Origin of the sequence: Streptomyces sp. SID5469 (assembly GCF_009862865.1) — a bacterium.
Classification (GTDB): Bacteria; Actinomycetota; Actinomycetes; order Streptomycetales; family Streptomycetaceae; genus Streptomyces; species Streptomyces avermitilis.
Map to the genome: position 1 here is coordinate 2,406,856 of NZ_WWIN01000001.1, position 25,001 is coordinate 2,431,856.

At 71.5% G+C, this 25,001-nt stretch carries 23 protein-coding genes and 3 pseudogenes; 6 read left to right on the forward strand and 20 right to left on the reverse strand.

Annotated elements, in window-relative coordinates; translation table 11 throughout:
- Nucleotides 1–19: 19 nt before the first annotated feature.
- Nucleotides 20–592 carry an IS110 family transposase gene (locus GTY58_RS10380; protein WP_010983409.1) on the reverse strand — a complete coding sequence of 191 codons (573 nt, stop codon included), beginning with the start codon at nt 590–592 and terminating at the stop codon, nt 20–22.
- Here GTY58_RS10380 and GTY58_RS40585 point away from each other — a divergent pair.
- A pseudogene (locus GTY58_RS40585) lies at nt 566–738 on the forward strand (site-specific integrase); the annotation flags it as partial. The gene GTY58_RS10380 and the pseudogene GTY58_RS40585 overlap by 27 nt on opposite strands.
- A 123-nt stretch (nt 739–861) precedes the next feature.
- Here GTY58_RS40585 and GTY58_RS10390 read toward each other — a convergent pair.
- Nucleotides 862–1,623 (reverse strand): SDR family NAD(P)-dependent oxidoreductase, encoded by a 762-nt coding sequence (locus GTY58_RS10390; RefSeq protein WP_010983410.1) that lies wholly within the window; start codon nt 1,621–1,623, stop codon nt 862–864.
- 190 nt (nt 1,624–1,813) lie between these two features.
- On the opposite strand from GTY58_RS10390, the gene GTY58_RS10395 reads away from it, so the two are divergent.
- Entirely contained in the window at nt 1,814–2,686 is an 873-nt protein-coding gene (locus GTY58_RS10395; protein WP_010983411.1) for a helix-turn-helix transcriptional regulator, read from the forward strand.
- Between the two features lie 79 nt (nt 2,687–2,765).
- On the opposite strand, the pseudogene GTY58_RS10400 reads toward GTY58_RS10395, so the two are convergent.
- Together GTY58_RS10400 and GTY58_RS10405 are read right to left on the reverse strand one after the other, a co-directional pair.
- Nucleotides 2,766–3,068: pseudogene (locus tag GTY58_RS10400) on the reverse strand (Tn3 family transposase); the annotation flags it as partial.
- A 184-nt stretch (nt 3,069–3,252) separates the two neighbouring features.
- Nucleotides 3,253–4,074 carry an alpha/beta hydrolase gene (locus tag GTY58_RS10405; protein WP_010983413.1) on the reverse strand — a complete coding sequence of 274 codons (822 nt, stop codon included), beginning with the start codon at nt 4,072–4,074 and terminating at the stop codon, nt 3,253–3,255.
- A gap of 246 nt (nt 4,075–4,320) precedes the next feature.
- Between GTY58_RS10405 and GTY58_RS40590 the strand changes: the two are divergent.
- Nucleotides 4,321–4,440: pseudogene (locus GTY58_RS40590) on the forward strand (NADPH-dependent FMN reductase); the annotation flags it as partial.
- A gap of 26 nt (nt 4,441–4,466) precedes the next feature.
- Here GTY58_RS40590 and map read toward each other — a convergent pair.
- Nucleotides 4,467–5,234 carry a type I methionyl aminopeptidase gene (map, locus tag GTY58_RS10410; protein ID WP_010983414.1) on the reverse strand — a complete coding sequence of 256 codons (768 nt, stop codon included), beginning with the start codon at nt 5,232–5,234 and terminating at the stop codon, nt 4,467–4,469.
- Between the two features lie 65 nt (nt 5,235–5,299).
- Here map and GTY58_RS10415 point away from each other — a divergent pair, with 65 nt between their 5' ends.
- Nucleotides 5,300–5,605, forward strand: coding sequence for a helix-turn-helix transcriptional regulator (locus GTY58_RS10415; RefSeq protein WP_010983415.1), 306 nt, complete (start codon nt 5,300–5,302; stop codon nt 5,603–5,605).
- A 24-nt stretch (nt 5,606–5,629) separates the two neighbouring features.
- Here GTY58_RS10415 and GTY58_RS10420 read toward each other — a convergent pair whose 3' ends face one another.
- The 9 genes from GTY58_RS10420 to GTY58_RS10460 all read right to left on the reverse strand — a co-directional run bounded on the left by GTY58_RS10420 (nt 5,630) and on the right by GTY58_RS10460 (nt 17,066).
- Nucleotides 5,630–5,866 carry a hypothetical protein gene (locus GTY58_RS10420; RefSeq protein ID WP_037647302.1) on the reverse strand — a complete coding sequence of 79 codons (237 nt, stop codon included), beginning with the start codon at nt 5,864–5,866 and terminating at the stop codon, nt 5,630–5,632.
- A 298-nt stretch (nt 5,867–6,164) separates the two neighbouring features.
- On the reverse strand, nt 6,165–8,537 hold the full coding sequence (locus GTY58_RS10425) for an SWIM zinc finger family protein (RefSeq protein WP_010983417.1): 2,373 nt from the start codon (nt 8,535–8,537) through the stop codon (nt 6,165–6,167).
- Entirely contained in the window at nt 8,534–11,410 is a 2,877-nt protein-coding gene (locus tag GTY58_RS10430) for a DEAD/DEAH box helicase (protein ID WP_078234620.1), read from the reverse strand. The genes GTY58_RS10425 and GTY58_RS10430 overlap by 4 nt, the downstream gene beginning before the upstream one ends.
- Nucleotides 11,411–11,517: 107 nt before the next feature.
- Nucleotides 11,518–12,102: a hypothetical protein gene (locus GTY58_RS10435; protein ID WP_010983419.1), complete on the reverse strand. Its 585-nt coding sequence runs from the start codon at nt 12,100–12,102 to the stop codon at nt 11,518–11,520.
- Entirely contained in the window at nt 12,099–13,244 is a 1,146-nt protein-coding gene (locus GTY58_RS10440) for an ROK family glucokinase (RefSeq protein ID WP_010983420.1), read from the reverse strand. Before GTY58_RS10440 ends, GTY58_RS10435 begins: the two co-directional genes overlap by 4 nt.
- Before the next feature lie 49 nt (nt 13,245–13,293).
- Nucleotides 13,294–14,136 carry an ATP-binding cassette domain-containing protein gene (locus GTY58_RS10445; RefSeq protein WP_010983421.1) on the reverse strand — a complete coding sequence of 281 codons (843 nt, stop codon included), beginning with the start codon at nt 14,134–14,136 and terminating at the stop codon, nt 13,294–13,296.
- Nucleotides 14,133–15,164, reverse strand: coding sequence for an ABC transporter permease (locus GTY58_RS10450; protein WP_010983422.1), 1,032 nt, complete (start codon nt 15,162–15,164; stop codon nt 14,133–14,135). Before GTY58_RS10450 ends, GTY58_RS10445 begins: the two co-directional genes overlap by 4 nt.
- Nucleotides 15,161–16,165 carry a sugar ABC transporter substrate-binding protein gene (locus tag GTY58_RS10455; protein WP_010983423.1) on the reverse strand — a complete coding sequence of 335 codons (1,005 nt, stop codon included), beginning with the start codon at nt 16,163–16,165 and terminating at the stop codon, nt 15,161–15,163. Before GTY58_RS10455 ends, GTY58_RS10450 begins: the two co-directional genes overlap by 4 nt.
- Before the next feature lie 151 nt (nt 16,166–16,316).
- Entirely contained in the window at nt 16,317–17,066 is a 750-nt protein-coding gene (locus GTY58_RS10460; protein WP_010983424.1) for a GntR family transcriptional regulator, read from the reverse strand.
- Between the two features lie 116 nt (nt 17,067–17,182).
- Here GTY58_RS10460 and GTY58_RS10465 point away from each other — a divergent pair, with 116 nt between their 5' ends.
- Entirely contained in the window at nt 17,183–18,193 is a 1,011-nt protein-coding gene (locus tag GTY58_RS10465; RefSeq protein WP_010983425.1) for a Gfo/Idh/MocA family oxidoreductase, read from the forward strand.
- An 18-nt stretch (nt 18,194–18,211) separates the two neighbouring features.
- Here the strand turns inward: GTY58_RS10465 and GTY58_RS10470 are convergent, their stop codons facing one another.
- From GTY58_RS10470 to GTY58_RS10480, 3 genes are all read right to left on the reverse strand, one after another.
- The gene (locus GTY58_RS10470; RefSeq protein ID WP_010983426.1) at nt 18,212–18,637 is read right to left on the reverse strand and encodes a hotdog fold thioesterase; all 426 of its coding nucleotides are present in this window, start codon (nt 18,635–18,637) and stop codon (nt 18,212–18,214) included.
- A 70-nt stretch (nt 18,638–18,707) separates the two neighbouring features.
- Nucleotides 18,708–19,889 (reverse strand): cytochrome P450, encoded by a 1,182-nt coding sequence (locus GTY58_RS10475; protein WP_010983427.1) that lies wholly within the window; start codon nt 19,887–19,889, stop codon nt 18,708–18,710.
- Between the two features lie 41 nt (nt 19,890–19,930).
- Nucleotides 19,931–20,602, reverse strand: coding sequence for a response regulator transcription factor (locus GTY58_RS10480; RefSeq protein ID WP_010983428.1), 672 nt, complete (start codon nt 20,600–20,602; stop codon nt 19,931–19,933).
- A 146-nt stretch (nt 20,603–20,748) separates the two neighbouring features.
- Here GTY58_RS10480 and GTY58_RS10485 point away from each other — a divergent pair, with 146 nt between their 5' ends.
- Complete coding sequence (locus GTY58_RS10485) at nt 20,749–21,777, forward strand: aldo/keto reductase (protein WP_010983429.1); 1,029 nt, start codon at nt 20,749–20,751, stop codon at nt 21,775–21,777.
- Nucleotides 21,778–21,879: 102 nt separating this feature from the next.
- Here GTY58_RS10485 and GTY58_RS10490 read toward each other — a convergent pair whose 3' ends face one another.
- The 3 genes from GTY58_RS10490 to GTY58_RS10500 all read right to left on the reverse strand — a co-directional run bounded on the left by GTY58_RS10490 (nt 21,880) and on the right by GTY58_RS10500 (nt 24,922).
- Nucleotides 21,880–23,247 (reverse strand): histidine kinase, encoded by a 1,368-nt coding sequence (locus GTY58_RS10490; protein WP_242432230.1) that lies wholly within the window; start codon nt 23,245–23,247, stop codon nt 21,880–21,882.
- Nucleotides 23,248–23,534: 287 nt separating this feature from the next.
- On the reverse strand, nt 23,535–23,930 hold the full coding sequence (locus GTY58_RS10495; protein ID WP_010983431.1) for a ribonuclease: 396 nt from the start codon (nt 23,928–23,930) through the stop codon (nt 23,535–23,537).
- Between the two features lie 86 nt (nt 23,931–24,016).
- Complete coding sequence (locus GTY58_RS10500) at nt 24,017–24,922, reverse strand: DMT family transporter (RefSeq protein ID WP_010983432.1); 906 nt, start codon at nt 24,920–24,922, stop codon at nt 24,017–24,019.
- Between the last annotated feature and the right edge of the window lie 79 nt (nt 24,923–25,001).

Sequence of the window (25,001 nt, forward strand, 5' to 3'; positions counted from 1 at the left end):
TCATCTGTCACGACAGCCCCTATGAGCGGGGTGCTGGCCGTAGCTGTTTGACCAGGTGGAAGACCTCCCGGGCCGCGTAGCGTTTGAGGCAACGCACGATTTCGCGCCGGGTCCTGCCCTCCTCGATCCGCCGCTCGTAGTGGTCCTGAGCGCGCGGGTCGACCCGCAGGCGGGTGAACACGATGCGGTGGAGCGCGGCGTTGGCCTGCCGGTCGCCGCCGCGGTTGAGGCGACGGAACTGCCGGCGTCCCGAGGAGCGCTCGACGGGGCTGACCCCGCACAAAGCGGCGAAGGACGCCTCACTGTCCAGCCGTTCCGGGTTGTCCCCCACCGTGATCAGCAGAGCGACCGCCGTGTCCGGACCGATCCCGACCACGTCGAGAAGCTGCGGGGCACGCCGTTCCACCAGCCGGGTCAGACGAGCGTCGACGTTCCGGATCTCCTCGGAGAGCTGGCCGATCCGGTGAACCGGCAGGCCCAGCGTGATCCGGGTGGCCTGCACCACCGACTCCTCGCCGACCTCCTCGCGACCACGCGCATCGGTGAACTGCGCGCAGGTACGGACGAGTACCGCCACTCCGCCCTGACCCACCTCGGCGAGCAGGGCGCCTCGCTGCTGACGCTGATGGCGAAGTCCGGCACAAGAAGCCGGAGAACGTCCGCCCCTACTTCAAGCCTTCTCCGGAGGTGATCGCCGAGCTCACCAGCCTGCTCGCCCCCACAGACGCCCGCCGCTGAAACGTCGCCGCCCGACAGAGCGGAGCCGTTCGGGTGGCGGGGTTCGTGTCCAGGACACGCGTGGCTGCTCGTTGGCGCCCGGGGGCGGTGATCCATGCGGCCCCTGTGATGGGGGGAAGGGGGTCAGCCTTCACGGCTGGGGAGCATGGCCAGGGCCTGGGAGCGCTGTGCGACGAGGTCGTCGTAGGTGCCGTCGCGCTCGGCCCAGCGGTGCATGAGTGCCGCCTTCACGAGGATTTCGCGGGGGGTGGGGTCCTCTGAGAGCAGTTGCACGACCTCGGTGGCGAAGTCGTCGAGCGGCAGCGCGTGCGGGTTCACCTTTTCCTGGCCTGCTGTGGCGACGGCCGGGGGGACGAGTTCGACGACGCTGACGCCGGTGCCGTCGAGTTGCGCGCGCAGCGCCTCGGAGTAGGCGTGCACCGCGGCTTTCGAGGCGGCGTAGGTGGGCATGGGCGGGAAGGGCAGGAAGGCGATGCCGGAGGTGACGGTGATGAAGGTGCCGGCGCCCCGCCGGACCAGGTGCGGGGTGAAGGCGTCGATGACCCGGATGGTGCCCACCAGGTTGGTGTCGATCGTCGTCGCTGCCGCCTCGAAGTGCGCGGGGTCGCGCAGGTCCTCCAGGAGCATGATGCCCGGCATCGTCACCACGGTGTCCAGCTCGGGGTACCGGGCGAGCACGGCGTCACGGGCAGATGCGACGGAGGCACTGTCGGTGACATCGATGCTGATTGTGCCGAAGCCTTCTCCGGCGAGTTCCGAGAGTGCCTCCGGGCTGCGGCCGCCGACGGCCACGGTGCTGCCCGCTGCGGCGAACCGGCGGGCCAGCTCTCGTCCGATACCCGAGGTCCCGCCGACGATGAGAACGGTGCGGTTGGAGAGATCCACGAGATCTTCCCTTCAGTTCAGAGCGCCGACGGCGTTCAGACCCGCGGCGCCATTCGGCGATGTTCTCTGTCCTTTGTGAACAGTGATGCCGCAAGTCTTGGCGGTATCCGCTGAGCGTGGCAGGGCCCCCGTCTTCCCTGGTCCTGCCAGGGCCCCCGCTGAGACGCACGCACCGCACTACGGTGTCGGTATGAAGGATGAGGAATCCGGCAACCGGCTCGGCAGCTACCTGCGCGCCCGGCGTGAGCTGGTCTCACCGGCGCGGGCGGGGCTCCCGCCCGGCGGCAACCGCCGCGTGCCCGGCCTGCGCCGTGAGGAAGTCGCCCTGCTCGCCGGCATCAGCCCCGACTACTACCTGCGACTGGAACGGGGACGCGACAAGAATCCCTCACCTCAGGTCCTCGAATCACTCGCGCGTGTCCTGCGGCTCGACGACATCGAGCGGACGTATCTGCTCGGCCTCACGGCAGCACGCCCCAGGGCTCCGCGCCGCAAGCGACCCGAGCACGTACCGGCACGGGTGCACCAGCTCCTCGCCCACCTTCGGATTCCCGCGTTCGTCGAAGGTCGCGCCTTCGACGTCCTGGCCTCCAACCCCATGGCCGTCGCGCTCTCCCCGCGCCTGCGGCCCGGCCAGAACCGGCTTCGTTCCCTCTTCCTCGATCCCGAGGAACAAGCCTTTCACCAGGACTGGGCCAAAGCCGCCGCCAGCTTCATCGCCGGCCTTCGCACCACCATCGGGGACGACACCGACAACCCCCGGTTTGTCGAACTCGTCGGAGAGCTCGCACTGTCCAGCCAGCGGTTCCGCACCCTGTGGGCCCGACACGACGTCCGCAACCTCGACGGAGGCACCACCACCGTCCACCACCCCGTCGTCGGTGAACTACGGCTCCACCGCGACAAACTCCCCATCGACGACGTCATCCTCGTTGTCTACTACCCCGACAAGGCCAGCGACGGCGACGAGAAGCTGCAACTTCTCGCCGCACTCTCACAGACCGAACCCACCGACACAGCACACAGCAGGCAGGCAGACGCCCCGCGCCCGAAAACACCCTGACGAACACCGGCCTCCCGGCAGTACAGCCAGAACGGCCGCGCCACGATGTCCGCCATCCGCGGACCGTCTCGGCGCCCGGTCATTGGTCGTCGGTGGCGTCCGGGGCGCGCAGGGGCCGCAGGCCGCCGGGCAGGTCGGGGAGCTGGAAGGAGTAGCGGCCCAGCATGTTGATGTGATGGCGGACGAACGAGGAGAGGCGGGCCACGTCCTCGTCGCGGGCCTCGAACCCGTCCTCGCGCGGCTGCGTGACGGCGGCCTCCAAGTACCTCGTGTTGAACAGCGCATTCAGGACCAAGCCCAGCGCGCCGATCTGGTCCTCCATGCCGTCCTGGTAACGCTGGTAGAGCTGTCCGGCGTTGCCGTGGAAGATCTTCCGGGCGAGCGCGCGGCGGCCCCTCCTGGAGGTTGGCCTGCGCCTTGACCACGGTGTTCTGCGGGACAGTGCGAGCCCTTCGGGCGACCAGCCTTGCCCCGCTCCCGCCTGCTGGAGCGGGGCAACAGGTGGGCGTTCTCCTGCTGAAGGGAGAACTGGCTCTGTCGACGAGGACCGCCACGCGCGCCGCGGCTCAGGCCGAGGGGAAACCGGCTGTCAGGCAGGCCAACAGCCGGCCCGGCGCGTCTTCCTGGAGAAGGTGGCCGGCGCCCTCGATCCAGTGCAGCTCCGCGTGCGGAACGCGTTCGTGCAACCACTCGGCGTACCGCGGCGGAAGAATGCGGTCCTCGCGGCCCCAGACGAGCCGCACCGGAAGCGACATACCGCCCAGCAAGTGCTCGTACGCGACCGTGTCCGCCTGCCTGATCTGGCTGTACTGACGGTAGAACGCCGCTTGCCCTGAGTCCCCTCGCCACGGTGCGAGGAACGCATCGAGAACTCCCGGCCGGAAGCCGACGTGCGTGGCGTGCCGCAGGTGGCTGGCGACCAGCGCTTCGTGCGCGTAACCGGGAAGCTTCTGGAAGACCTCCTCGTGCTCCAGGAAGAGCTGGAAGAGCCCTCTCTCCCACTCGCCGCCGCTCACCGCGTCGAAGAGGGTCAGATCCTGGTAGCTCCTCTTCTCCAGCAGCAATGTCCGAAGCGCCACTGCCCCGCCTATGTCGTGGGCGACCACGCTCGGGTCGGATAGCTCCCAGTGGTCGAGGAGCCGGGCAAAGTTCCTCGCGTGAGCCGCCAGGCTGAGGTCCTGGCCCTCGCGTCGGTCCGACTGGCCGAAGCCGAGATGGTCGAAAAAGAAGACCTTGCGGGTGCGGGCGAGGGCCGGAGCGATGTCCCGCCAAAGAAAGGAAGAATACGGCGTGCCGTGCACCAGTACGATCGGGTCTCCGCGACCCAAGGTCCCCCACCGCACCACCCCTTCAGGCGTCGCAAATTCCTCACCAAGCGTCCAGTCCATCACTGGCCTCCTCCTTGCCTCATGAACAGCGCCTTCCACGGAGAGCGTGCCTCGATGCCTCATCAGCAAGAAGCTCCCGCATCTGTGGTCCCAGGCTCACCGGCATCACCCTTGCCCCGAAGAGGGCGAGCCTTCTGCGAGCAAGGGTGAAAGTTCCGAGGAACGTGCGGGAGCCGAGGGCCACTGTCGCGATGGCTGTCATGACCATCCGGCCAACCGGCGCGGGGCCAAAGTCACCGGCAAACGCGCCTCGGCTTCTACCTCGGCGCCAGCGCACAAAGCTTCAACGACACACCCGCGGTCCACGACGCAGACCTGCACACCGCCCGCCACCTCGGCCGGCGCGTCGCCGAGCACACTCGGCTTTTGGGCTCACCTCGGCGCTACCCCCCTTACGGTCGGGTGAGAATTTCGGCTCCGCTGTCGGTGATGGCGATGGTGTGCTCGCTGTGCGCGGTCCGGCAGCCTGTCGCGCTGCGCAGCGTCCAACCGTCGGCGTCGGTGACGAGTGTGGCAGTGTCGGCCATGACCCAGGGCTCCAGGGCGAGCAGCAGTCCGGGGCGCAGCTTGTATCCGCGGCCGGGCCGTCCGGTGTTCGCGACGTGTGGGTCCTGGTGCATGGTCGAGCCGATGCCGTGGCCTCCGAACTCGGTGTTGATCGGGTAGCCCGCCTTGCTGAGGACCGTGCCGATGGCGTGGGAGAGGTCGCCGATGCGCGCCCCAGGCTTGGCGGCGGCGATGCCGGCGGCGAGTGCACGTTCGGTCGCCTCGATCATCGCGACGCTCTCCGCCGGCCTGGCCTTGCCCACCAGAAAGCTGATCGCGGCGTCCGCGGCCACCCCGCCCCTGGCTACGGCGAGGTCGAGAGTCAGCAGATCCCCGTCTGCCAGCGTGTAGTTGTGAGGCCGCCCATGGAGCACTCCGTCGTTGACGGCCGTGCAGATGTAGTGCCCGAACGGGCCGCGCCCGAAGGAAGGCGCGTAGTCGACGTAGCAGGACTGCGCTCCCGCCTCGGTGATCATCTCCTTGGCCCACTGGTCGATGTCCAGCAGGTTCGTCCCGACCGCGCTGCGCTGCTTCAGCGTGTGCAGGATGTTTCCGACCAGGGCGCCGGTGTCCCTCGCCCGCTCGAGCCGCGCGGAGTTCAGGATCTCAATCATGGGGGACCTCTCATGTACGGCCAATAACTATCCCGGTCTAACTATACCGGTATTAGAATGGGGTCATGGTCAGGTTGCCGCTCACCCCCGCCGAGGTAGAACGCGGACAGCGCCTTGGCGCCCTGCTCCGCCGAGCCCGGGGCTGCCGCTCGATGCTGGACGTGGCGCTCGCTTCGCACATCTCGCCGGAAACTCTGCGGAAGATCGAATCCGGCCGTGTGGCCACCCCCGCCTTCCCGACCATCGCAGCGATCGCCGACACCCTCGGCCTGTCTCTCGACGCCGTCTGGGCCGAGATCAGCCAGGCGGAACGAACCGTCGAGGACCAGTCGGTCCTGCCTGTCACACGGCATCCATCGCTGGTTTCGTAACGCCGCACTCGGCGAGTCAGCGGTTCACTGACCGCGCTGTGCCGGTACGCCTGCGCGCACGCTGATCACCTCGTCGACCAGCCCGAGCACCGCCCAGCGGACCTCGGCGGCTACACCGACCTGGCCGCCTGTCGGCTCCGTCGCTTCCTGCCCGAAGGGCGCGAGCGCCCGCACCCTCGCCGCGTGCCCGCACATGGGGAAGGCGTGGGAGACCCGGTAGCCGACGCACTCGCGGCAGGCGGCGACACCGCCGTTCTCCACTTCGGCATCGCGGTGCGGTTGGAGATCCGCTCCTCCCACTCGCGCCCGGCCGCACACCGCCACCACAACCGACGGGCTTCGTCGTGCTGTCAGGTGTCACGCGCGAATCACAGACCCCGCGGACACCCTCCTGACACAGGATCCCGAAACTGGACATTCCTCTCGCTCGGGGCGCTGGCCCCCAAGTCTGCGCACCCGGCTCCCGGACATCACCGGGAGATCCTCACACCGCCTTCACCAGATGTCGGCCGGCGGTGTCGCGGAGGCAGCCCGGGGGCCCGGCGGGTTGAACGTCGGCTCACGCTTCGTCCGGTGCGCCGAGACCCGTCAGGGCGCCGACCGGGTCCAGGTCCGGGGTGCCCCGGGGCCACCAGTCGTCGTGGTCCGGTTCCGATTCGTAGGCGTACCAGAGGCCGTCGTGGCCGAGGCGGAGCTGGGCATGGCCCTTCGGATGGGTGAGGCGGTTGCGCCAGGGCCGGAACGCCGGGAGGTCGGCAGCGAGGAGAAGCGGGCGGGCGCGGTCGAAACGTCCGGCCGGCGGATCCCAGGGTTCCTCGAGGACGGCGAGCCCTTCGAGTCCGCCCTGTCGCCAGGCGGCGACCGCCCGGGCCAAGTCCCCGGTGGTCCGTCCGGCGGCGGTGGCCAGCGACGCGTACAGCGCGCGTGTCGCCGCGGTCAGACCGGAACCGGGCCGGGCGGCGGCGAGTCGTACCGCGTCCTGCCACAGCGTCAGCTCGGCCACCGGATCGCGTCCGGCGGTGAGCAGGGCGTGCGCGCGGGCGGCCGCGTCGGTGGCCAACTGGTCCAGCGCGAACGGGTCCGGCCCGCCCGGGGCCGCCGGGTAGACCGGGGGCTGCTCCGGGTGCGGGGGCGCCGGCAGCGGTGCCGGGAGGGGCGGGAGCGAACGTCGGGCGAGGGTGTCCCGGGCGCGTACGCCGGGCAGCGGTGCGGGTTCCTGTTCCTGGGCGGCGCGGGCCGCGCGGGCGGCGTTGCGGCGGGACAGGGCGTCCAGCACCTCGCGTTCGCCGCGGCCGCGGAGCAGGAGCAGGACGAACGGGTCCTCGTCCAGCAGTCGCGCGGTCTGGTAGCAGAGGGCCGCCGCGTGCTTGCAGGGGTGGCCGGAGTCGGGGCAGCTGCACTGCGGGTCCAGGTCGCGGGGCTCGGGGAGCAGCGGGATCCCGCAGTCGGCGAGGGAGTGCGGCATCTCCTTGTCGAGCAGCGCGGCGATGTGCCCGGGCCGTTCGGCGGCGGCGTCCAGGAAACGGTCCCAGTCGTCGTCGGAGAGCGTGCGCAGCCGGACCTGCACGCGGTACGGGCGCGGACGGCTGCCGTGTACGTACGCGAGCACGAGCCCGGGCGTGACGGTGATGGCGTCCACGTGCCCCTGTCCGGCGTACACCCTCCCCCGCGCCAGGCGGGCCGCGTCCAGGGCGCCTTCCTCCAGCGCCGACACCCAGGCGTCGCCCCACCAGGTCTCGGCGAACCGGTCGACGCCGACGCCGTCCCCGGTCCGCGCCGGAAGGGCGGCGAAGGTGCGCCGCAGTTCCCCGTCCCGGCCGGGGGCGGCCATGGAACGGGGGACGCGCGGGGCCGAGGGCTGATGCGGCGTGTCTTCCGAGGGCGCCGAACCCGTCAGCGGGCGGGAGGGGGAGACGGGGGGACGGGGCTCGGTCTCGCGCCCGTCGGCACGACGGTCTGCCGTCGGCGTCGACCTGCCGCTCCACACCTCGTCCTCGGCGTGCGTCGAGGACGAGGTCGAGGCGTGCGTCGAGGCCGCGTCCCGCGTTTCGTCTCGCGGGGCCGCGTCCGTGGGAAGCGCGTCCGCAGGAAGATCCGTCGGGTCATCCGCAGGAAGTACGAAGGCGCCGGCGAGGAACTCCCGGAGCTCCCGGGCCCGGTTGCGCCTCTCGTCGCCCTCGCCCGGTGTGCCCTGTCGCTCCCGGGAATCGGTGCGGCTCGCACCGGCCGAACGGCGTGCGGCCCCGACTCCCCTGGCCCTGGCCTCTCGCTGCCCCTGCTTCGCGTCATCACGCGCGGCACGCAACGCCTGCCGTGCGATGTCGCCGGGGCGGCCGGCCTGAGCGTCTTCCTTCGCGGCGGGCAGCCCGGACCAGCCCTCCGCAAGCTCCTCGCCTTCACTGGACTCACCGGACTCACTGTGCTCAGCGGGCCGGCTGGGCTCAGCGGGGCTGTCCGGTGCCGGTGGTGCTCCCTCGCCGGACCCGGCAGCGCTCCCCCGCGCCGTCGCCCGCCGCAATGCCTCACGTGCCACGTCGCCGGGCCGGGAGCGTCGACCCGAGGTCTCGTCGGACGTCGTGGGGCCCGCGTCCCGCACCGGGTCCGCCTCGGCCTGGGCATCGGCATCGGCATCGGCATCGGCCTGGGCATCGGCGCGGGGAGCATCGGCATGGGCTCGGGCATCGGCATCGGCATCGGCATCGGCCGCGTCAGCCCCCCGCGCGTCCCGCCCCCGCGCGGCGCGCAAGGCGCGCCGCGCCACATCCGCGGGCCGCTGCGAGCCGGAAACATCAACCTCACCGGCCGGGTCGTGCGGGCCGGTCACGTCGGCCCCGTCGGCGGAGCGCCGAGGATCGGCCCCGTCGGCGGCCCGCTGCCAGGGGGACCGCTCCGCCCCGTCGTCCATCCCCTGGGTCCCCGTCATGTCGGTCATGTCGGCCTCCGCAGCGACACCAGGTCCGACAGGTCGCGGTCGGTCAGTTCCGTCAGGGACGACTCGCCCGAGCCCAGGATCGCGTCGGCCAGGGCCCGCTTGGCCTCCAGCATCTCGGCGATGCGGTCCTCGACCGTGCCCTCGGTGATCAGGCGGTGGACCTGCACGGGCTGGGTCTGGCCGATGCGGTAGGCGCGGTCGGTGGCCTGTTCCTCGACGGCCGGGTTCCACCAGCGGTCGAAGTGGACGACATGGCCGGCTCGCGTGAGGTTCAGGCCCGTGCCCGCCGCCTTGAGGGAGAGGACCAGGACCGGGGTCGTACCGCTCTGGAAGCGGTCCACCATCCGCTCCCGCTCGGGGACCGGGGTACCCCCGTGCAGCAGCTCGACGGGGACGGCGCGCGAGGCCAGGTGTGCGGTGATGAGACGAGCCATTCCCACGTACTGCGTGAAGACCAGCGCCGAGCCGTCCTCGGACAGCAGCGTGTCCAGCAGCTCGTCCAGCAGGGCCAGCTTGCCGGACCGGGCGGCCAGGCCCGCCGTGCCCCCGGCGTCCTCCTTCAGGTACAGCGCCGGGTGGTCGCAGATCTGCTTCAGGGACGTGAGGAGCTTGAGGACCAGGCCACGGCGGCCGATTCCCTCCGCCGTCTCGATCGCGAGCATCGACTCCCGTACCACCGCCTCGTAGAGGGAGGCCTGCTCGCGGGTGAGCGGCACCGGGTGGTCCGTCTCCGTCTTCGGCGGGAGTTCGGGGACGATGCCCGGGTCGGACTTCTTGCGGCGCAGCAGGAACGGGCGGACCAGTCGGGCCAGGCGCTCCACCGCCTCCTCGTCCTCGCCGTTCTCCACGGCCCGCGCGTGGCGGGCGCGGAAGGACTTCAGCGGGCCGAGCAGACCCGGCGTCGTCCAGTCGAGGAGGGCCCAGAGTTCGGAGAGGTTGTTCTCGACGGGCGTGCCGGTCAGGGCGACCCGCGCGGGCGTGGGGATCGTGCGCAGTGCCTTCGCCGTGGCGGAGTAGGGGTTCTTCACGTGCTGGGCCTCGTCCGCGACGACCATGCCCCACTTCTGTTCGGCGAACCGGGGTGCCGCCGACCGCATCGTCCCGTAGGTGGTGAGCACGAAGCCGCCGTCCAGGTCCTCCAGGCTGCGGTCCGGGCCGTGGTAGCGGCGGACCGGGACACCGGGGGCGAATCTGATGATCTCCCGCTGCCAGTTGCCCAGCAGGGACGCCGGGCAGACCACCAGCGTCGGTTCACTGCGCGCCCGCCGCAGATGGAGTGCGATGACCGTGACCGTCTTGCCCAGCCCCATGTCGTCGGCGAGGCAGCCGCCGAGGCCGAGGGAGGTCATCAGGTCCAGCCAGGCCAGGCCTCGCAGCTGGTAGTCCCGCAGGCGGGCTTGCAGCCCCTCGGGGGGCTCGGCGGGCCGCACTCCCGCCGTCAGCCGGTCGCGCAGCACCGCGAGCGCGCCCGCCGGGACCGCCTCGACCGTCTCCCCGTCGACCTCCGTGCTGCCGGTGAGGGCGGCGGAGAGCGCGTCGACCGGGTCGAGCAGGCCCAGCTCGCGCTTGCGGGCCTTGCGGACGAGGGCCGGGTCGACGAGCACCCACTGGTCGCGCAGCCGGACGACGGGACGGTGGGCTTCTGCCAGGGTGTCCATCTCGGCCTCGGTGAGGGGATCGCCGCCGAGCGCCAACTGCCAGCGGAACTGGAGCAGTTCCTCGCTCTCGAAGAAGCCGGTGCCGTCGGTCGCGGAGCCGGGTGCGGGCCGCACCACCGCGGCCGCGGTCAGGTCGTGGGCGAGGTCCCTCGGCCAGTGCACGGCGACTCCGGCCGCGCCGAGCCGGGTCGCGGCGACGCCGAGCAGTTCGGACAGCTCCTGCTCGGACAGCGCCAGTACGTCGGGCACGTCCTGTTCGGCGAGCCGGTCCAGCGGTGGCCAGACGCGGGCCGCGCGGCGGACGGCCAGGGCCGCGTCCACACGCGCGCGTGGTCCGAACGTCGCGTCCGCCTCGCCCGCCCACAGCGCCGCCGCGTCGACCACGAGGGTCGGGTCGGCGAGGCTGTGCACCTGGACGACGGCCGCGCCCGCGCGGCGGGCCCCTTCGCCGTCGTCGAACAGCTGGTACGCGGACAGATCCAGGCGCAGCGAGACGCGTACGCCGGCGTCCATCCCCGCGGCCACCTCGGCGGCCCAGTCATGGGCTCCCGGCAGCCGCTGCGGCTCGCGCGCCGCGAAGGGCTTCCCGGAGGTGTACGCGGCGGCCGGGGTGCGCGGCAGTGTGTCCGCGACCGCGTCCAGGAAGGACCTCATCAGCGCTTCCGGCTCGGGAAGCCGGAGCGGTCCCGGGCCCGGGAGCGGGACGGCATGGCCCTCGTACGGAAGGGCGGCGGCGACGGCCCTGAGGTGGGCGATGTCCTCGGGGTCCAGCGGTCCGGCACGCCATGCGTCGAGGCCGTCCGCCGTCAGGCCCGGCAGCAGCCGGCCGCGGGCCACGAGCCGCAGGGCGTGCAGGGCGGCGGCGCCCCAGCAGGCGGTGGCGGGGTGGGCGGCGGGGTCACGGCGGGAGCGGGCGAGCAACGGCAGGGCCGCGTCGAGCGGCAGGGACACCGCGGGCACGGTGCCTCTGCGCACGCCGGCTCCGTGCGGTCGTACGACCGTGAGCTCCTCGTCGGACAGCGGGGTGCCGGGGAGCGGTGGCAGCGGTCCGCCCGCCGGATCCCAGAACGCGACCCGCCCCTGTCGCGGCAGCGGCGCGGGCAGGAAGACGGCGGCCAGCCGCACCGGCACGGACGCGTCGACGACCACTCCCGGCCGCACCGCGACCGCGCCGGCGGCGCGTGCCGCACCCCCCGGAACCACCCCGTCCCCCATACGCCCGGTCACCTCCCGCCCCTGCGTCGAATCAGTTGTCTTCGACTGTACGGGCGGGGTCTGACAATCGGCCCCGGCGCCTGGTCGCCGGTCATCGGCAGGACCCGTCAGGGCACCGCCCGCGACACCACGTAGACCATGGGGTGCTGGGGATCGGACCGGTTCACCACGATGTCCTGCGTGGGCGCCGGGTCCTTCTGGTGGTGGACGAGGCCGTACCAGGGCCCGGGTCCGGTGAACTCCCAGCCGACGATCCGCTGGTCGCGGGCGCTGATGGCGATCTTGTCCTGCTTCAGCTCGCCGGTGTTCGTGCCGATGTTGTCGAGGAACGTGTCCAGAGCCTCGTTGCTGGTGCGGAACTGGGCGTACAGGCGGCTGGTCTTCCAGTTGTTCGTCTCGTAGTAGGCGACGTCACTGGACCACCCCGGTATCGGCACCTGGTAGAGCCGGCGCTGCACGCGCGAGGGCCAGCCCGCGGTGAGGCCGGTCGCCGAGTACTTCTCCTCCTTGTCCTTGCCGCTGTCGCGGCTCTGGTTGGCGGAGATCACCAGATAGCCGGCCGGTACCCCGATGAGCAGCACGATGATCAGCAGGGTCAGCGCGCGGCGGCGGATCCTGTGGCGTGGGTCCTCCGGGGTGCGCGACGGTTCGTCGGGCGAGGAGGACTGCCGGGGGACCGAGGCGGCCGTCACGGCGACTCCTTGGTCGTGCGACGGGACTCCACGTACCGCTCGTAGCGCTCGTAGCGCTCCACGCGGCGTCGGTTGGCGCGCCGGAAGCGGCGGGCGACCAAGCGCGCGAGGTCCGCGGCGCCGACCATGCCGGCCTCGGGGCCGAGCTGGGCGCGGGCGATGCGGGCCTCGGGGCGGTAGCCGCGGCCCGTGAGATGCCGGCGGAACGCGTCGCGGGCCGGGCCGATCAGCAGGTCGTCGGCCGCCGAGACGCCGCCGCCGATCACGAAGCAGGACGGGTCGAGGGCGGCGGCGAGGTTGGCGATTCCGACGCCGAGCCACTGGCCGATGTCCTGGAGCAGCTCGATGCACATCGCGTCGCCCTCGCGGGCCAGCTCGGTGATCATCGGTCCGCTGATCTCGGAGATGTTGCCCTTGACGTGCTCGATGATCCCGTACGCCACCGGGGAGTCGGCGGCGGCCAGCTCGCGCGCCTCCCGGACGAGCGCGTTGCCGGAGCTGTACTGCTCCCAGCAGCCGCGGTTGCCGCACGGGCAGCGGTGGCCGCCGGGCACGACCTGCATATGGCCGAACTCGCCCGCCACACCGAACTTGCCGCGCTTGACCTGGCCGTCCTCCAGGATCGCGCCGCCGATGCCGGTGCCCAGCGTGATCATGACGAGATGGTCCTCGCCGCGGCCCGCGCCGAAGCGCCACTCGGCCCAGGCGGCGGAGTTGGCGTCGTTGTCGACCAGGACGGGGACCGCGAGACGTCCGGCGAGGCGGTCGCGCAGGGGCTCGTTGCGCCAGGACAGGTGGGGGGCGAACAGCACGCGGTTGCGGTCCGCGTCGACCCAGCCGGCCGCGCCGATGCCGACCGCGTGCACGTCGTGCCGGTCGGACAGATCCAGGACCAGCTCGACGATCGTGTCCTCGACGACCTTGGGGCTCTTGGACTTGTCCGGGGTCTCCGTGCGGAGCTTCTCCAGGATGTTGCCGTCCGCGTCGACGACGCCCGCCATCACCTTCGTGCCGCCGATGTCGATGCCGACGGTGGGAACGCGCGGCGCCGTCAGATGGGAACGGCGCTCACGGGTCCCCACGGTCCGCAGGACGGTGGCCCGCGCGGAGCCGCGGTGGGTGAAGTCGCGGTAGGTGCTCATCGCGCCGATTCTGCCTCACGCCGCGGCGGCCCCGCATCGCGGAGTCCCGCTAGTCGCCGGGGGCGGCGTCCCTGGGGTGTCCGCCCAGGTGGGTCGGCGCGGGAGCGCGTTCGAGTTCGTGCCGGAGGTCGTCGAGCTCGCTGCCGCCTGCCATCTGGCGGGTCAGCTCGTCCAGGGTGATCTCCTCGCGGGTGTGGCTGCCGAACATGGCGCCGCGCTTCAGGAGCACGAAACGGTCGCCGACCAGATAGGCGTGATGCGGGTTGTGGGTGATCAATACAACACCCAGACCGGCGTCCCGTGCGGCAGCCACATATTTGAGGACCACACCGGACTGCTTCACACCGAGGGCCGCGGTGGGCTCGTCGAGGACGAGGACCTTGGCGCCGAAATAGACGGCGCGGGCGATCGCCACGCACTGGCGCTCGCCGCCGGACAGGGTGCCGATGGGCTGGTCCACGTCCCGCAGGTCGATGCCCATCCGCAGCAGCTCGGCATGGGTCGTCCGGCGCATGAAGTCGACGTCCAGGCGCTTGAACGGGCCCACGCCCTTGCGCGGCTCGGAGCCGAGGAAGAAGTTGCGCCACACCGGCATCAGCGGAACGACCGCGAGGTCCTGGTAGACCGTGGCGATACCGCGGTCCAGGGCCTCGCGCGGGGAGGACAAGTGGGTGTCCTCGCCCTCGATGCGCAGGGTGCCGCCGTCGTGCCGGTGCAGCCCCGCGATGATCTTGATGAGGGTCGACTTGCCCGCGCCGTTGTCACCGAGCACGCAGGAGATCTCGCCCGCGTGGACCTCCAGGGAGACATCTTCGAGGGCGCGGATGTTGCCGTAGTGCTTGCTGACGTCGGCCAGCTCCACGAGCGCCGTACGCTCCACCGTCCCGGTCACTTCGTGGCCTCCGCGCGCTTGCGGACCCAGGCGTTGAGCAGGGTCGCGAGGAGCAGCATCGCTCCGAGGAAGAACTTGAACCAGTCGGGGTTCCACTCGGCGAAGACGATGCCCTTGCTGGTCATGCCGAAGATGAACGCGCCGACCGCCGAGCCGACCGCGCTGCCGTAGCCGCCGGTGATCAGACAGCCGCCGATGACGGCCGCGATGATGTAGATCAGCTCGTTGCCGACGCCTTCGCCGGACTGCACGACGTCGAACGAGAACAGCAGGTGCTGGCCGGAGATCCAGGCGCCGAGGGCGACGCCCATGTAGAGGCCGATCTTGGTCTTGTTCACCGGGACGCCGACCGCGCGGGCCGCGTCCTTGTTGCCGCCGACCGCGAAGATCCAGTTGCCGACCCGGGTGCGCAGCAGGATCCAGGAGGCGACGGCGACCAGGCCGAACCACCACAGGATGGTGACCTTGAAGTCGACGCCGCCGATGGTGAACGTCGACGCGAAGAGGTCGTGCGCGGAGGAGAAGCCCTCCATGTCGGAGATCGACTTGGTGGAGACCGTGCCGCTGATCAGCTTGGTGAAGCCGAGGTTCATGCCGGTCAGCATCAGGAACGTGCCGAGCGTGATGATGAAGCTCGGCAGATTGGTGCGGGTCAGCATGACGCCGTTGAAGGCGCCGATCGCCAGCGTGACGAGCAGCGAGACGCCGACGCCCACCCAGACGTTGGCGGTCATCTGGTAGCTGAACATCGACGAGACCAGCGCCGACGACGTCACCAGGACGCCGGCGGACAGGTCGAACTCGCCGCCGATCATCAGCAGCGCGACCGGGACCGCCATGATGCCGATGGTCGAGGACGCGTAGAGGACCGTGCTGAGGCTCGCGGCCCGCAGGAAGCTGTCGGCGACGATCGCGAAGAACACGAAGACCGCGACGGCGCCGACCACCGAGCCGAGTTCGGGGCGGCCCAGGAGTTTGCGCAGCGGCGAGGTGCGGAGAAGCCGCTCGTCCGCGGTGGTGGCGGTCATCGCGTGCCCCGCTTCGTGTACTGCTCCAGCTTGGCCGCCTGGTCCTTGGTGATGATCTGCGGGCCGGTGAGCACCGGCTTGCCGCCGCCGAGGACGTCGGAGTTGTACTTGTACAGCCAGAGCAGGTCCACCGCCTCGTACCCCTGGAGGTAGGGCTGCTGGTCGACGGCAAAGCCGAGCGTGCCGTCCTTCAGCTCGGCGGCGACCTTCGCGTTCAGGTCGAAGGTGTCGATCTCCGCCTTGCTGCCCGCGTCGTTCCTGGCCTTCACCGCGGTGTCGGCGTAGGGGGCGCCGAGCGTGACGAGCGAGTCGATGGAGGAGTCGGCCTGGAGCTTGGCGCCGATGGAGGACTGCACGTCGGGCATGCTCGTGCCCTGGACGTAGAGGTTCTGCACGGTGCCCTTGAAGGTTTTCTTGACGCCCGCGCAGCGCTGCTCATGGCCGACGTTGCCCTGCTCGTGCAGGATGCACAGGGCCTTCTTCCGGCCGCGCTTGTTCAGCTCCTCACCGACGGCCTCGCCGGCGACGGTCTCGTCCTGGCCGATGTGCGTGAGCGCGCCGAACGCCTTGGACTCCTCGGAGCCCGAGTTCACCGTCACCACGGGGATGCCGGCCTTCTCGGCGCGGGCGACGGCGGCCTTCATCGCGGCGGGCTTGGCCAGCGTGACGATGATGCCGTCGACCTTCTTGTCGACCGCGGCGTCCACGAGCTGGGCCTGCTGCTGCGCCTCGGCGTTGTGCGAGTACAGGAAGTTGATGTTGTCCTTGACGGCGGCCTGCTCGGCGCCGCTCTGCACGATGTCCCAGAACGTGTCGCCATCGCCCGAATGGGTGATCATCGCGAAGGTCCATCTGGGCGTGTTCACCGCGGCCTTGCCCTGGGCGGACGCGGCCTTCCGGGCGTCCTCGGCGCGCTTCCCGCCGGTGCTGCTGCACCCTGCGAGAGACACGCTGAGCGCCCCTGCCAGCGCGATGATTGCCCAGGTCCGAGTCCGTGCCACGAGGCCGTGCCCTTCTTGCCGTGATGCTTGGTCCGTCCAAGTATCGGACACAGGGATCGTGCATCCGGACATCGGGTACCGCTCGCTGTGCACTTCCTGAGCCGCGCCGCGCCCTTGCGGGGGACGCCCCCCTCAGGAACGTACGGCCGGCTCAGGGCCGTACGAGCAGCTGGAACTCGAAGGAGTAGCGCGAGGCGCGGTAGGTGTGGGTGCCGAACTCGACGGCCCGGCCCGTGTCGTCGAAGGTGGTGCGCTGCATCGTGAGCAGCGGGGCGCCCTCGGGCTCGCCGAGCCGCTCGCCCTCCACCGCCGTGGCGGCCCGCGCGCCGACGGACTGCCGGGCGCTGTGCAGCGTGATGCCGGCGGCCCGCATCAGCCGGTACAGGCCGGTCGCCTCCAGCTGCTCGCTGTCCAGGCCGAGCAGTCCGGTCGGCAGGTAGTTGCAGAGGTACGCCATCGGCTCGCCGTGGGCCAGGCGCAGCCGCTCCACCTGGTGCACGTCGCTGCCCTCGGCCACCCCGAGCGCGGCCGCGACCTCGGCGGAGGCCGGCACGAGGGTGTTGAGCAGCACCTGGGTGGCCGGGCGCTGACCGGCGGCCTCCAGGTCGTCGTACAGGCTGCTCAGTTCCAGTGGGCGCTTGACCTGGCTGTGCACCACCTGGGTGCCGACGCCGCGTCGGCGTACGAGCAGGCCCTTGTCGACGAGGGACTGGATGGCCTGGCGGACCGTGGGGCGGGACAGGCCGAGCCGCGCGGCGAGCTCGATCTCGTTGCCCAGCAGGCTGCCGGGGGTCAGCGTCCCGTGCTCGATCGCGGCCTCCAACTGCTGGGACAGCTGGAAGTAGAGCGGGACCGGACTGCTGCGGTCGACGCTGAGCTGGAGCGAGACGGTCGGATCCACTTCTGGTTTCGGCACGGCCCGAGCGTAGCTCCGGTGATTGTTGACGGGAAGTTGTGTAGTTCGGTTGTCCGGACAAACCATTGACACAATGCCCGGTCCGACCTCACTTTGTTCCCATGCGCATCGGACTTATCGGAGCGGGTCGTATCGGTACATTCCACGCGACCACGCTCAGCCGCCACCGCGACGTCGGCTCGCTCATCATCACGGACGTCGCCCCTGCTCGGGCCCATGAACTCGCGGACCGCCTGGGCGAAACCGCGGCGCCCGGCGTGGACGAGATCTTCACCTGGGGTGTCGACGCCGTGATCATCACGGCCGCGACCGCGGCCCACGCCGAACTGATCGGCCGGGCGGCGCGCTCCGGGCTCCCGGTGTTCTGCGAGAAGCCCATCGCCGTCGATCTGCCGGGCACGCTGTCCGCACTGTCCGAGGTGGACGCCGCCGGAACGATTCTCCAGATGGGTTTCCAGCGCCGCTTCGACGTGGGTTACACGAACGCGCGGGAGGCGGTGCGCTCCGGCCGGCTGGGGCGGCTGCACACGGTCCGTGCGATGACGGCCGACCAGTCACCGCCCCCGCCCGACTACCTCCCGCTCTCCGGCGGCATCTACCGCGACTGCCTGGTCCACGACTTCGACATCGTGCGCTGGGTGACCGGCCGCGAGATCGTCGAGGTGTACGCGACCGGGGCCGATGCCGGGCCCGCGATGTTCCGCGAGGCCCAGGACGTCGACACGGCCGCGGTGGTCCTCACGCTCGACGACGGCACGCTCGCCACGGCGACGGCGACCCGCATCAACGGGGCCGGCTACGACGTCCGCATGGAACTGGCAGGTGAGCTGGACACGGTCGCGGTCGGTCTGGACGACCGGACGCCGATCGCCTCCACGGAACCGGCCGGGCCGCCGCCCGCGGACAAGCCGTGGACCGGCTTCCTCGAGCGCTTCGGGCCCGCGTACGAGGCGGAGCTGGCCGCGTTCGTCGAGGTGGTGCGCGGCGAGCGCGCCAACCCCTGCGACGGCCGCGAGGCACTCCAGGCGCTGCGCGTCGCGGAGGCCTGCGAGCTGTCCCGGCACGAGCGGCGCCCGGTGCAGCTCGGGGAGATCGCGGGCGGGCGGGACTAAGACGCCCACGAACCGAGGTCAGGCCCCGGCCGTCAGCACCGTGCCCTGGGCGACCGCGCACAGGGCTTCGGTGCCGTCCTCGGTCACGGTGAGCAGGTCGCAGCGGACGACGGCCTGGCGGCGGCCCGCGTGCACCACCTCGGCGCGGGCCACGAGGGTGTGGCCGAGAGCCGGGCGGACGTACTGGATGGAGAAGCCGCCGGTGAGGACCGCCGGGCCGAGGGCCGCGCCGCCCGCGAACGTGATCGCGTTGTCGGCGGCGTAGGAGAGGACTCCGCCGTGCAGGAAGCCGTTCTGCTGGTGGAGTTCCTCGCGGATGCCGACCTCAAGCGTGGCCGCGCCGTCCCCGAACGCGGTGATCCGCGTACCGAGCAGCCGGCTGAAGGGCTGGCTGTCCAGCGCCTGCTGGGCCGAGGAGAGGTCCAGGGTGGCGGGGGCGTTCATGAGGGCGGGCCTCCGGTGCGTCCGTGCGGTCGGGGTGTCTCCCCGCGGTGTCCGCGACGACGGTACGCCCCTACCAGCGCACCGGGAGCCGCCGCACCCCGCGTATCAGCATGCCCGGCGGCCTGGCGCCCGGTGGGCCGTCGAGCGCCAGGTCGGGGCAGCGCTCCAGGAGTGACCTCAGGGCCACCCTGGCTTCGAGCCGGGCCAGCGGTGCGCCCAGGCAGTAGTGAATGCCGTGCCCGAAGGCGAGGTGGCCCTGGGGGGCGCGGTGGATGTCGAAGACGTGCGGGTCCGGATGACGCGCCGGGTCACGGCCGGCGGCGTCGAGCCCGATCATCACCGGGTCGCCCTCCGCGATGGCCGTACCGCCTATCTCCATCGACTCGGCCGCATAGCGGTACGTCGCCGTCTCGACCGGTCCCTCGAAGCGCAGCACCTCCTCCACGGCGCCGTCGAGGAGCGTCATGTCGGCTCGCAGCGCGGCCAGTTGGTCCGGATGCGTGAGCAGGGTGTGCACCCCGTTCGTGATCAGGTTGACCGTCGTCTCGTGGCCCGCGACCAGCAGGATGAACGCCATCGCGCGCAGCTCTTCGCCGGACAGCCGGTCGTCGTCCTCCGCCCTGGTGCGGATGAGGTCGCCGAGCAGGTCGTCGGCGGGTGCCGTGGACCTCTTGTCATCGATCAGCTCGTCGAGGTACGCGGCCAGCCTCTCGTAGGCGGCGAGCTCCGCGTCGCCGCCGGTGGGTGCCACGATCTCGTTCGACAGGGCTCGGAACGTCACCCGGTCGATGTCCGGCACGCCGAGCAGCTCACAGATGACGGTGATCGGCAGTGGGTAGGCGAAGGAGTCCACGAGGTCGGCCCGGCCCCGCGGCAGCATCTCGTCCAGCAGTCCGTCGGTGATCTCCTGGATGCGCGGGCGCAGCGCCTCCACGCGCCGCATGGTGAACGCGCGGGCGACGAGGCTGCGCAGCCGGGTGTGCTCCGGCGGATCGACGACCAGCAGATAGGGGCCCATCAGCTCCACGTCCAGCGAGGTGAGCCCCTTCTTGGTGCCGTCCTTGGACAGTCTCGGGTCGGCGAGGGCGGCACGCGCCTCCTCGTGTCCGACGACGAGCCAGCCCTCGAACGCCTCGGGCGGCGGGGTGCGCACCCAGTGGACGGGACCCCGCTCGCGCAGCTCCGCGTACACCGGATACGGGTCCTCCGTGAACCGCGCGCCGTACTCTCCCAGGTCGATCACATTCCCCATGAGCTCCCCCTTCCACCCGTGACAACGCGCGAGGCCCCCGCCTAGTGCCCGTCCGCCTCCAGCAGCCCGGCGTCGTACGTCAGCAGGGCTATCTGCACCCGGTTGTTGAGGTCGAGCTTGGCGAGGATGCGGGAGACGTGGGTCTTGACCGTGGCGACGCTCATGTACAGCTCGGCGGCGATCGCCGCGTTGGAGCCGCCCCGGCCCACCGCGACGGCCACCTCGCGTTCGCGGTCGTTGAGCGCGGCGATCCGGTCGCGGGCGGTCGCCCTGCGCGTGTCGGGGGAGCCGCCCGCCGCGTGGAGCATCAACTGGCGCGTGACGGCGGGCGAGAGCACGGGATCACCACCCGCGACCCGCCGTACCGCGTCGAGGAGCTGCGCCGGCGGGGTGTCCTTGAGGACGAATCCGGCGGCACCCGCGCGCAGGGCCCGCAGCACCTGCTCATCGGCGTGGAAGGTGGTGAGGACCACGACCTGCGGGGCGTCCGCGCGGCCCCGGAGCAGCTCGGTGGCGGCGAGTCCGTCCAGCGTCGGCATGCGGATGTCCATGAGGACGACGTCCGGGCGGGTGCGGTCGACGAGTTGCTCCACCTCGCTGCCGTCGGCGGCCTCGCCGACGATCTCGATGTCGGCGGCGCCGCCCATCATGAGGGACAGGCCGGCCCTCACCAGGGGGTCGTCGTCGACGAGGAGCAGTCGGATCGCAGTCATGGGACCACCGTAGTGATGCGCTACGACAATCCCCACCGATCGACCGCGGCTGTCAACGGCTGTCAACAATTGTTGACATTAACAGTCGGCGTCGGCCAACGTCACAGTCAATCGCTGTGAGGCGTACCGATCGACGGAGGGTTTCAGTGCGTTATCGACTCTTAGGGCGGACCGGCCTCCGCGTCTCCGAGCTGTTCCTCGGCGCCATGACGTTCGGCGAACAGGGCGGGGTGGGTGCGCCGAGGCCGGAGTGCGCGCGCATCCTGGACGCGTACGCGGAGGCCGGCGGCAATGTGATCGACACCGCCATCAACTACCGGGGCGGGGAGAGCGAGACGATCGTCGGCGAGCTGCTCAAGGGGCAGCGCGACCGGTTCGTCCTCTCCACCAAGTACACCATCTCGCGCGACGGCGCCGACCCCAATGCCGCGGGCAACCACCGCAAGAACCTGACGCTTTCGCTGGAGACGAGCCTGCGCAGGCTGGGCACCGACTACATCGACGTCTACTGGGTGCACATCTGGGACCGGAACACCCCGATCGAGGAGACCGTACGGGCCCTCGACGACGCCGTGCGGTCCGGGAAGGTGCTGTACGTGGGCATATCGGATGTCCCGGCCTGGGTGGTGTCGCGGGCCAACACGCTCGCGGAATGGCGGGGGTGGACGCCGTTCTCGGCGCTCCAGGTCCCCTACAGCCTGCTCAACCGCGACATCGAGCGCGAACTGCTGCCGATGGCCGAGGCGTTCGGCATGTCGGTGGCGGCCTGGAGCCCGTTGCAGAACGGCATCCTGTCCGGCAAGTACACCCGCCCCGGCGGCCTGGAGCCGGGCACGGCGGCCCGGTTGCCGGCGGAGGCGATCGGTGACCGCGAGCGGGCCGAGGCCGAGGCCGTGCAGTCCGCGGCCGACGAACTCGGCGTCTCCTGCGCGCAGGTGGCCATCGCCTGGACGATGGCCCACTCCCCCGCCGTGCACCCGATCCTCGGCGCCCGTCGCGTGGAGCAGCTCGTGGAAAACCTGGGCGCGGCCGAACTGACCCTGCCGACGGAGGTGTTGGCCGCGCTCGAGAGTGCGACGGACTTCCGCGCGGGCTTCCCGGCGGACTTCATCGACGACACGTCGGCATGGGTGTACGGCACGGCGGGGCATCGGGTGGTGGGGCGCGCCGGGTGAGGCCCCCGGAGGGGCGGGCGCTCGGCCTCGGGCTCCCGCACGGCCGAACTCGGGCTCCCGCACGACGCCCCGGGCCGGGCTGTTCGGCCTCCCGCCGCCCCGCTACCGGGGATCCGGCCCCGGCCCCGGCCACGGCAGCCAAGCCCGCAGCCCGAACCCGCCGTCGCCCTCCGCACCGTGGTCGAGTCGGCCGCCCGCCAGGGTCGCGCGTTCCATGAGGCCGATCAGGCCCTGACCGGAGCCGGGGACATGGGGTACGTCGCCCGGCGGCGCGGGATTGCGCACGGAGACGGTGAGGCCGTCGCCCGGGGCGCCCGCCACGGTCACCGTGACCTCGGCGCCGGGCGCGTGCTTGCGCGCGTTCGTCAGGCCCTCCTGGACGATGCGGTACGCGGTGCGGCCGATGGAGGCGGGGACCGCGGCGGGGGCGGTCACCCGGTGGTCGAGGACGATCTTCATACCGGCCTCGCGGGACTCGGCGACCAGCCCGTCGAGGGCGGCGAGCGTCGGTTGCGGGCGGCCCGCGTCGTCGGCGTCGCCCGCCCGCAGCACGCCGATGATCTCCCGCAGGTCCTGCAACGCCTCGTGCGCGCTCTCCCGGATCACCCCGGCCGCCCGCGCGATCTCCTCCCGGGGCGCGTCGGGGCGGAACTCCAGCGCGCCGGCGTGCACGCTCAGCAGCGTCAGCCGGTGGGCGAGCACGTCGTGCATCTCGCGCGCGATGGCCTCCCTGGCCAGCCGCTGCGCCTGCTCGGCCCGCAGCTCCGCCTCCGTCTCGGCGCGCCGCGCCCGGTCCCGCAGACTCAGCACGAGCTGCCGCTTGGATCGTACGAACATCCCCCAGCCGACCACCGTCACGGTCAGCAGCCCGGCGACGGCCACGGCGGCGACATAGGGCAGATCGGGGTCCGGGCGCAGCCAGTAGACGCCCGGGAGCAGCGCGAGCTGGATGCCGCCGACCCACGCGACGTACCGGAAGGGCAGGTGCACGGCGAGGGTGAAGAGGGCGATCAGGCCCGCGCCGCCCGCGGTGTTCGAGATCAGCCCGACCGGCATCATCGCCACGGCGAGCCCGAGCGGCCGGCGGCGCCGCAGCCACACCGCCGCACAGGCCGACGCGCCGAGCCATTGGTCGGCGACGGCCAGGCCGTGCGGGATGTCGTGCTCCCGGGTCACCGCCTCCGCGGCGGCGATCCCGATGACCACGGCCAGCAGGACGCAGCCGAGGTCGACGATCCAGTCCCGCACGGTACGCCGCGGATGCCGGCCACGCTCCGCGCCGCCGGCGTCCAGCGCTGCGATCACGGCGGACGGCAGGAACCACCGCTGCCGGGGCAGCCCGTACGACAGCGGCACGGCCGGCTCCGGCAGCCCCGGCGGCCGCGGGCCGGACCGAGCCGGCACCATCCGCTCGAACACGGCCCGGTATGTCGACGCCCCCGGGGAAGGCGCCGGCTTGTCACTGCTCACGGTCGACAAATTTACGCAGGGACGGCCGCCGGCACCTCCCCGCCGACGCGACCGACGACCAAAGTCGTCCACTCGAAGACTTTCGGCGCGGCTGCCTGCGGGGAGGCCGCGGCTTCGGACGGACAGGCCTCGCCCCGCGGCCGGTGAGCGTGGGGGGTCCGCGGGGCGAGGGTCTTCCTGTGCAGGCCTCCGGCCTGGTCGCGCCGTTCCTCGAGAGCCGGACGTCGGCTCAGCACATCGGCTCAGCACGTCCACTCAGCACATCGGCTCAGCGCTCGACGTGTGACTCAGCAGTCGAAGTCGATCAGGTCGAACGTGACGTAGTGGTCCGAGGTGTAGTAGTCCTCCTGGGTCTGCTTGCCCGTGACGATGCGGCGGGCACCGCGCGTCGAGGAGCCGGGCGTCTTCACGGTGTACTCGTGGTAGTAGCCGCTGGACTGCGTGGGCAGGACGCCTTCCCGGTTCTGGAAGACGGCCCCGTCCTGCGAGTACGGGAAGGGGCCGTTCGACTCGATCAGATCGAGCGTGTCGTACGCCTGGGACGGCAGGTCGCTGTAGCAGATGCTGCCGACCGAGGCGGCCGTGGCATCCGCGGTCGTCGCGGAGACCGTGCCGCCCACGAGCAGGGCGGACAGGAGCGCGGCTGCGGCGCTGATACGAGTGATTCGTGGGGGGAATCTCATGGCTCTAGAATGACGCGCGTAGACCATGACATGTCAATGTCAAGGCAACTGATTTCTCCCGCCGAGTCCGTTGAATTTTCCGGGAGTTAACCTGCCGCCCGGCGCCCCCACGCGGTCCCCGCGAGGACGAGAACGCCCCCCATCAGCCCCAACGCGCCGAGACGTTCGCCGCCGAGGGTGATCCCCGCGGCGGCGGCCCACAGCGGCTCGGTGCCGAGCAGCAGGCTGACCCGGGACGGCGAGGTCCGGCGTACGGCCCACATCTGTACGCAGAACGCGAAGAGCGTGCAGAACGCCGCGAGGAAGAGCAGCCCGCCCCACTCCCGCGCCCCGAAGCCCGCGGCCGTGCCCCACACGGTCGCGTCGGTGCCGGTCGAGAGCACCGCGAACACGGCGACCGCGGCACCCAGTTGGACCGTGGTCAGGGGCAGCGCGTCGGCGCCCTGAACGGACTTGACGCGGGACATGGCGAGCACGTGGACGGTGCGGGCGAGGGCCGCGAGCAGCATCAGCAGATCGCCGAGCGAGGGGCGGGTGAACCCGCCGCCCTGGGTGAGCAGCACGACGCCGAGCACGGAGACCCCGGCCGCGGCGAGGAAGGCCCGCGGGGGCCGCGCCCGGGTCACGGCCGCCTCGGCGAGCGGCGTGAAGATCATGGTGAGGCTGATGATGAGGCCCGCGTTGGTCGCCGAGGTGTGGACGACGCCGTACGTCTCCAGGAGGAAGATCCCGCTCAGGATCAGCCCCAGCAGCGCCGCCCCGCGCCACTGCGCGGCGCTCAGCGCGCGCAGCGAACGCCGTCCGGCGATCACCAGCACGGGCAGGACGACGCCGAAGCGCAGCACCAGGACGGCGATCACCGTCCGCGCCGTGGTGATGTCCTTGGCCGCGAGATAGCTGGCTCCCCACACCACCGCGACGAGCAGCACGGGCAGGTCGGTGAGCCAGGCACGGCGGGGCGCGAGCGCGCCGGGTACGGCGATCGACGACATGGGAGCGGTCTCCAGCGGGCGGACGGGCGTGGAGACGTCGGCGGCTCTCACAGGGAACGATCACCGTACCGGCGAGGAT

What these genes read in the sequence shown, in the direction of transcription:
- GTY58_RS10480 (WP_010983428.1), bottom strand. Translation starts at nt 20,602, where the DNA reads ATGACTGCGATCCGACTGCTCCTCGTCGACGACGACCCCCTGGTGAGG.
- map (WP_010983414.1), bottom strand. Translation starts at nt 5,234, where the DNA reads ATGATTGAGATCCTGAACTCCGCGCGGCTCGAGCGGGCGAGGGACACC.
- GTY58_RS10495 (WP_010983431.1), bottom strand. Translation starts at nt 23,930, where the DNA reads ATGAGATTCCCCCCACGAATCACTCGTATCAGCGCCGCAGCCGCGCTC.
- GTY58_RS10430 (WP_078234620.1), bottom strand. Translation starts at nt 11,410, where the DNA reads ATGGGGGACGGGGTGGTTCCGGGGGGTGCGGCACGCGCCGCCGGCGCG.
- GTY58_RS10440 (WP_010983420.1), bottom strand. Translation starts at nt 13,244, where the DNA reads ATGAGCACCTACCGCGACTTCACCCACCGCGGCTCCGCGCGGGCCACC.
- GTY58_RS10470 (WP_010983426.1), bottom strand. Translation starts at nt 18,637, where the DNA reads ATGAACGCCCCCGCCACCCTGGACCTCTCCTCGGCCCAGCAGGCGCTG.
- GTY58_RS10415 (WP_010983415.1), top strand. Translation starts at nt 5,300, where the DNA reads ATGGTCAGGTTGCCGCTCACCCCCGCCGAGGTAGAACGCGGACAGCGC.
- GTY58_RS10405 (WP_010983413.1), bottom strand. Translation starts at nt 4,074, where the DNA reads ATGGACTGGACGCTTGGTGAGGAATTTGCGACGCCTGAAGGGGTGGTG.
- GTY58_RS10500 (WP_010983432.1), bottom strand. Translation starts at nt 24,922, where the DNA reads ATGTCGTCGATCGCCGTACCCGGCGCGCTCGCGCCCCGCCGTGCCTGG.
- GTY58_RS10465 (WP_010983425.1), top strand. Translation starts at nt 17,183, where the DNA reads ATGCGCATCGGACTTATCGGAGCGGGTCGTATCGGTACATTCCACGCG.
- GTY58_RS10450 (WP_010983422.1), bottom strand. Translation starts at nt 15,164, where the DNA reads ATGACCGCCACCACCGCGGACGAGCGGCTTCTCCGCACCTCGCCGCTG.
- GTY58_RS10475 (WP_010983427.1), bottom strand. Translation starts at nt 19,889, where the DNA reads ATGGGGAATGTGATCGACCTGGGAGAGTACGGCGCGCGGTTCACGGAG.
- GTY58_RS10425 (WP_010983417.1), bottom strand. Translation starts at nt 8,537, where the DNA reads ATGACCGACATGACGGGGACCCAGGGGATGGACGACGGGGCGGAGCGG.
- GTY58_RS10395 (WP_010983411.1), top strand. Translation starts at nt 1,814, where the DNA reads ATGAAGGATGAGGAATCCGGCAACCGGCTCGGCAGCTACCTGCGCGCC.